Origin of the sequence: Protofrankia sp. CiP1_Cm_nod2, assembly GCF_920664355.1 — a bacterium.
Lineage (GTDB): Bacteria > Actinomycetota > Actinomycetes > Frankiales > Frankiaceae > Protofrankia.
This window is the reverse complement of the sequence record NZ_CAKKTL010000164.1, coordinates 1-6393: the sequence shown is the minus strand read 5'-3', so window position 1 is coordinate 6393 and position 6393 is coordinate 1. Positions and strand designations below refer to the sequence as shown.

Here is a 6393-nt window from a genome sequence, read left to right as displayed (position 1 = left end):
ACCAGGTGCATGCCGCGGCCGGACTCGTCGTCGTCGCGCATGGGCCGCAGCACCGGGTGGGTGGTGCTGCCGTCGCCGACCGCTATCCGGACCCGGTCCTTCTGCGCGACGACCTGGACGTGCAGCGGATCGTCCGACCTGGTGTAACGTACGGCGTTGGTGACGACCTCGCTGACCAGCAGGCGGGCGACCTCGGCGTCCTCCTCGCGGCCCCAGGTCGACAGGACCTCGTTGACCAGGCGCCGGGCCCGCCCGGCAGCGCGGGCGTTGGCGGGAAGATCGAAGCGTGCGGTAAGAGCTTCGGCCACGCCTCAACCCTCCACGGGTAACCGCCGACGGCCGCACCGTCGAACATCGCCTTGGGTCCGTCGCCGTCGTCGCGTTCATGCCACATGCCGTCTGCATTCAAACCTTGCCGACACCGACCTGTCACGGACCGTCGGGTTACTCGGCGGGCCCCGAACCGCCCCGTGCGCACGACCGGTCGGCCCGCGCCCGGCGGGACACCGTCAGTACGATCATGCTTTTCCTGTGCTGCCGGGGGGTTTCGGCGAGGTCAGATCACGTCGATGCCATCGAGGATGTGGCCGTAGCCGGGCCAGCGGGCGCTTTCTCCGTCACTGATCGTGTCGTCCTGAGCCACGGCGTGAGGTGGCATCCCCGGGCCTGCGGCTTCCGGGCGCCGGGTGTTCGGCTGGGCACCCGGATCACCGCCGGGATGTGACGCGGCGGCGTACGGCTGGCGTGCGGGGTCCAGCCCCGGACGCGGCCGGCCCGCCGAGCGGGTGGGTGGAATACCCATTGGCCCGGAGATCAACGGCGCGGCACGGGACGTGGGGATGACCGCCTCCCTGGGCGGGTACGCCGACGGCTGGCCGCCGGCCCCCGGCCCCGGCCCCGGCACGAGCGGCCAGGGCTGTGGCTCGCGCACCGGCGGCTGCTGGGACGGTTCGGCGGGCCGCTGCCGGAACGGTTCGGCGGGCCGCTGGTGGGATGGTTCGGTGGGTGGCTGCCGGAACGGTTCGGCGGGCGGTTGCTGGAACGGTTCGGCGGGCCGCTGCCGGGACAGTTCGGCGGGTGGCTGCTGGAACGGTTCGGCGGGCCGCTGCCGCGCCGGCTGCGGGCCCGTCACCGGCTGCTGGCCCCCCGGCCGCGGTGCGGGAGGCGGGCCGGGCGGGGCGCCTGGCGGCAGCGACCGCCCGTCCGGTGTGGGTCTGGCGTCGGCCGGGTGCGGCGGCTGAGGCCTTCGCGGCGGCGGCTGTGCCGCCTGGGCTCCCGGTGCCCCTTGCGCCGTCTGGGGTGCCTGGGGCGGCTGCGGGAGGCGGTGCGCGCCGGTCGACAGCGAGGCTGTGGAGGACGGGAGCCAGCCGGTCGGGTTACCGGGGGTTACCGAGACAGGGTAGGCACCCGTCCCCGGCCCGATCGGCCCCGTGTCCGGCCCATCTGGGCCTGTCTCGACCGGTCCTGGGCCTGGCCGGCCCGGCCCTGCCCCGAGCGGGCCAGGGCCCGGCCCGCCCATGCCTGCCCCGAGCGGGCCAGGGCCGGCCAGGCCCGGGACCGCTCCAACTGGTCCTGTGCCCGGCCCACCCGGGCCCACAGCGGACGCCGCGGTCGCCGGCAGCGGGGGGATCGGCCCACTGACCCGTGGCATGCCGGGCAACGGTGGGAGGGACGCGGGCGGCGCGGGTGGGAGCGGTGCGGGTACGGGGGGCGCCTGCGCGGGAGGCAGACCAGCATCGCCTGGCACGAGGCCGCCTGGCATGGGACGGCCTGCCGCGGCGGCAGGCCGCGTCGCGACGGTGGGTGGCGCGGGTGCGGGCGGGACAACGGTGACGGGCGGCGCTGGGGGCGCGACGCCGGCCCCGGGTATGGCGCCGGTACCAGGCGGGATGAGCACGGCGCCGGTACCGGGCTGGATGGGCATGGCGCCGGTACCGGGCGCGGTCTGCGACGCGGCGCTGGCGCCGGGCATGACAGGGGCGCCGGGCATAAGGGGAGCCCCGGGCATGGTGGTCGACGCGGACGCGCTGGCCTGGGCGGATTTCGCCTTCTGGGCCTCCAGAGCCGCCAGGGCCTCCAGAGCAGCCTGGGCGCGCTGCCGCCTGGCTTCTGGATCCGGGGCCTGTGCGTCGTCGTCCGGCTCCGGGGACATGCCGGTGACGGCCACGACCGTCGGGCATGGCCAGAGCCGGTCACAGCTCACGCACAGGTCGAACTCGTTCGGTTGGTGGAGGTCGAGTAGCGCGAGCAGGGACCCGATGTGCGCCATCATCTTCGGACCGGCCAGGACGGGACCGTTGGAAATCATGCGAAGTTCCGAGCGCAGCCGGTTGCAGTAGCGCTCGACCTCATCCGTCCGCTGATCCTCCATCGATGCCAGCATGCACCATCATCCGGTGGGAAGTGCTACCGGTACCGTCCTTGAACGGTCATTCCGACCGTCACACTACCTTTTGTAGTTCCTGTCTACCGTCTCTGTCACCGGGTGTCGCTTCTGTTGCCAACGGTCCGGTGTCGCCATCGATGGCCGGGTACCGGCGGCTGGACGGCGACGCGGGCCGGACGACGAACGTCGCCGCCCGACCGCCCGGCGGCCCGATCATCTGGGCAGACGGCAACTCCGGCCATGCGTTTCTCCCTGCGTCCCGGGTGGAGGGCGGCCCGATCACCTGGCAGACGGCAACCCGTTGCCGGCCGCGCGCGCCACCGGTCGCCGGCGGCCCGCCCACCGACTGCCCGGCCGCCTCCCACCGGCCGCCGCTGGTCAGCCGCTTGGCGAGTGGCCGTGCGAGTGGCCGGACGGCTGGCCGTGACGCTCATCCCCGTTCGGGGCGGACCTCGTCCGGACGACGGACCTGGCGCATCAGGCCCTCCTGGAGGCGGGCGAACTCCTCGACGTACGGGCTGTCGACCGGGCCGGGCAGGCCTGGCCCGCCCGGGACCGGCTCCTTGATGCCGCCCTGGAGGGCACCGCCCTGGAGGGCACCCCCCTGCCGGTCGAAGACCGGCTCGAAGCCGGCGAACTGCCCGCCGACGCCGCCGGGGCCGAGGCGTTCCGGCTGCCCGTCGAAGCTGGGGTAATGGGTGGCGACGGCGGTCGGCGGGGCGCCGCGTTCGCCCTGCCCGTCGTAGCCGCCCGAGAACGAGGGCAGGTTCGGCGGGGGGCCCGGGGCAGGGCGTTCGCTGGGCGCTTCGAACGACGGGTAGTGGGCGCCGTTGCCGTTCGGGCCGCGCTCGTCGGCGGGCGGGTCGTACCCGAACGACGAGCCGTTGGACGACGGCGGGGCCGCACCGATGGCCGGGACGCTTGTGCGGCCGGCTGGTTCGCCGCCCGGCTCGGGCTCGCCCGAGCCGAACGCGTCCGCTGGGGGGTAGATCCGTGCCGACAGGCTGACCGACAGCGGATCGTTACCGTATGTGATTACGTCTACCTGGTCGTCCGCCCCGATGCCGCCGTTGCGGGCCAGGTCAACGAACCGGAAAAGATCAGCCCAGCGCAGGCCGTCAAGGTCCACACTGATTCGCAAAGCCATCGTCGTGCCTCATCTCACGGTTCCAGCGTGCCGACCCAACCATTGCCTGACCCCGTGTTGCCTGTGCCCGGCCCATCGTCTGAGCCACTGCCCGGGCCGCTGTCCGACCGCCGCCTGACCACTGGCCTGGCTCGCCGTTGCCTCTGGTGCCGGAGCAGCCGGACGATACAGGGCCATCCGGTGGTGGCCCGGCGCCGGCCTCGCCGGCCCGGCAACGATGGGAGGCCGGCGATGGGCGGCAGCTTATACCCCGTTGGGAGTGCATTCCCCATCCGGGGAGGTTTGTGCGTTTGCGCCGGTAATCCGCGGTCCGCGGGTTGTCGCGGGGTGTTGGCCGGGCTCGGGTGGATCTCGGGCGGACCTGGATGGACGGCGCTGTCGTCCACCGTTGTAGGACGGTGTCGCCCGGGCGGGTAGTGTCCGGCGTGTGAGTGTTGCTTCCGGCGGTGTCAACGGTATGGCTGGCGTTGGCGGCATGGCTGGTGTGGACATGCGTGCCGGATCGTTGCCGATCAGACTTCTTCATGATCGGGTTCTTGTCGCTCCCCGCGAGGACTCGCCCGACCGCCGTTCGAAGGCCGGGATCGTCATTCCCGCCACGGCGCAGATGGGCAAGCGGCTGTCCTGGGCGGACGTGGTCGCGGTGGGTACGGCCGTACGTACCATTCAGGTGAGCGACCGGGTGCTCTACGATCCGGAGGAACGGGCCGAGGTCGAGCTGCACGGCACGACCTACGTGCTCCTGCGCGAGCGGGATGTGCACGCGGTGGCCGCCGAACGCCTCGATGACGGTCTGACCGGCCTGTACCTGTAGGCCTGTCGCCTGTCGCCTGTAGAGTGGTCCGTCCGTGGGGGCCCGCCTCTACGGTGACGGCCGGGAGCTGGGCGTCCGGCCGGCTCCCGGGTGCCCACTTTTTGATCTTCTATGGGTCGTTCCGTCCCGGCGATTCCATGATCACTCTTCTCTGGCTGGGCCCGGTCGGGCCGGAGCAGGACGATCATGTCTGTTCGCGGCCGTGCCGCGGGCCGCGGCAGCAAAGATCATCAACGGGGGTCGTGGGGACGATCCGGACGGATCCGGTAAGGCCTGCCATGCCGGGTTCCCCGAGATGTCCGGACTTGGGCGAGTTGGGGTTATCGGCCCGTCTGCCAGAAATACCACCGCGCTATACCGGAATACCACGAGAAGGCGGATGTGTCGGGTCTGACATCGAGGTGAACGCGTGATGCCTGGCCTGTTGCCGCGCGGAACCGTATTGTACGCGTCGGTCGAGGGAGATCCGTTGTCCTGTATCGACCACGCAGGGATGTAGACAAACCTCGTCGCCTGTGCCCGCGCTGGAGTCGTTGCGTATTGTAGCCGCTCGATCCTGTTCGGGTATGGACCTGGACGGGTACCGACATGCGGCTGTGCGTCGCGTCTCGCGTGCGCAGCCGACAGCAACCGTAGAGAACGACCGGAACTGTAAGGAAGGAGACTCGATGGCTCGTGACTTCGACGCCCGGCGTGGCACTGACGTCGAGGATGACGAACTCCAGGAGCAGAGCCTGGAGACGCTGAAGGCACAGCGGGCCGGAGCCGCGGCCGATCTTGGGGACGATGTCGACGCCCTCGAGGCGGAGCTGGATCTCCCGGACGCCGAGGTGCGCGACGAGGAGCTGTCCCTGCGGGTGCTGCCGAGACAGGCTGACGAGTTCACCTGTACGAGCTGCTTCCTCGTCCACCACCGCAGCCAGCTCGCGGACGCGCATCGCGCGGTGTGCGCGGACTGCGCCGCCTAGCGCCGGTCACCGGAGAAGATCGACGCGGGCTTGTCGCTGGGTACGCCCACAGGACTCGGGAAGCGTACCCAACGACAAACTCGTCTGGATCATGCTCCGTGCGGGTGGCCGCGGCCGGCACACATGGCCGGTTCCCCGTGTGCCTGGCGGCTCTGGCGGCTCTGGCGGCCCTGGCCGGAGCCGCCAGGCACACGATCGCGATCTTTTCAGCCGGCGGTCGCGCGGGGGCGCACCCCGCCGCCGCGGGATGGGAGCCGGGGACGGGAGCCAGCCCGGGAGACCCGGCCACCGGCCTCGGGGCCCCGAGGCCCGCGATGGGTGTGCGTCGTTCGTCCACGGGTGGGCGTCGTCCGTCCACGGGTGGGCGCCGGCCGCGGGGCCGGCTCCTGGGCTCCCCGGCGGCGGGAGGGCCGCTGTCGTGGAGCCGTTGGGGGAGGCCGGTGCGTACGGGGGCCCATGTGACGTTTCCGGTCTTCGTGCCTTGTCCGGTCTTCCTGCCCTGGCGGGCATGACGCCGTCGGACGCGTCGCGGCCCGGCCGCGACTGGCCCCTTTTCGGCGGGTGCGTGGCTGTCCGGCCAGTGGTCTCGCCTTGCCCATAACCGCTTGTCGCGATACCACTACGTTGCGCGCCTGGTCGGTTGGGGGTTGTGACATGGTTGACGGTAAGGTGTCCGCGGCCGTTGCTCGTTACCCGGATACATCCGCCGCGGGGGTGCCCCTCGTCATCGCACGGACGAACGCGCCACCGCTGCCCGCCATCCACGTCCCGCGCATCCGCCTCTGGGAGGCCATCGACCGGGGCGTCCGCGGCGGGGTCACGGTGATCAGCGGGCCGGCTGGTTCCGGCAAGACCGTCCTCGCCGCATCCTGGGCCGCCGCCGGCCGCTGGGCCGGGCCGGTCGTGTGGCTGTCGGTGGACGCGGACGCGACCACCGAGCTGTGGTTCCACCTGCTGTGCGCGCTGGAACGCGGGGGTGCCATCCCGGCGGGAGCCGGGGTGCTGCGGCACGGGCCGGCGGCCCTCAGGTCGGCCGTCGCGGCCGCGGCCGCCGGTGGCCGCGCCACCACCACCGCGG

5 protein-coding genes and 1 pseudogene are annotated in these 6393 nt (G+C 72.4%); 3 read left to right on the top strand and 3 right to left on the bottom strand.

The genetic code is table 11. The features are described from left to right. The 3 genes from NBW84_RS17100 to NBW84_RS17085 form a co-directional block, all read right to left on the bottom strand. Positions 1-308 (bottom strand): ATP-binding protein (locus NBW84_RS17100; RefSeq protein WP_250285735.1); only part of this gene is annotated, 308 nt, incomplete at its 3' end. Positions 309-556: 248 nt separating this feature from the next. After that, on the bottom strand, positions 557-1132 hold the full coding sequence (locus tag NBW84_RS17095) for a hypothetical protein (protein ID WP_250285740.1): 576 nt from the start codon (positions 1130-1132) through the stop codon (positions 557-559). A 1684-nt stretch (positions 1133-2816) separates the two neighbouring features. After that, positions 2817-3533 (bottom strand): hypothetical protein, encoded by a 717-nt coding sequence (locus NBW84_RS17085; protein WP_250285734.1) that lies wholly within the window; start codon positions 3531-3533, stop codon positions 2817-2819. 427 nt (positions 3534-3960) lie between these two features. Between NBW84_RS17085 and NBW84_RS17080 the strand changes: the two genes are divergently transcribed. The 3 genes and pseudogenes from NBW84_RS17080 to NBW84_RS17070 form a co-directional block, all read left to right on the top strand. Then, positions 3961-4347 carry a GroES family chaperonin gene (locus NBW84_RS17080; protein WP_250285733.1) on the top strand — a complete coding sequence of 129 codons (387 nt, stop codon included), beginning with the start codon at positions 3961-3963 and terminating at the stop codon, positions 4345-4347. A 668-nt stretch (positions 4348-5015) separates the two neighbouring features. Continuing rightward, on the top strand, positions 5016-5315 hold the full coding sequence (locus NBW84_RS17075) for a DUF4193 family protein (RefSeq protein ID WP_250285732.1): 300 nt from the start codon (positions 5016-5018) through the stop codon (positions 5313-5315). Positions 5316-5969: 654 nt separating this feature from the next. Continuing rightward, positions 5970-6393, top strand: a pseudogene (locus tag NBW84_RS17070) (hypothetical protein); the annotation flags it as partial.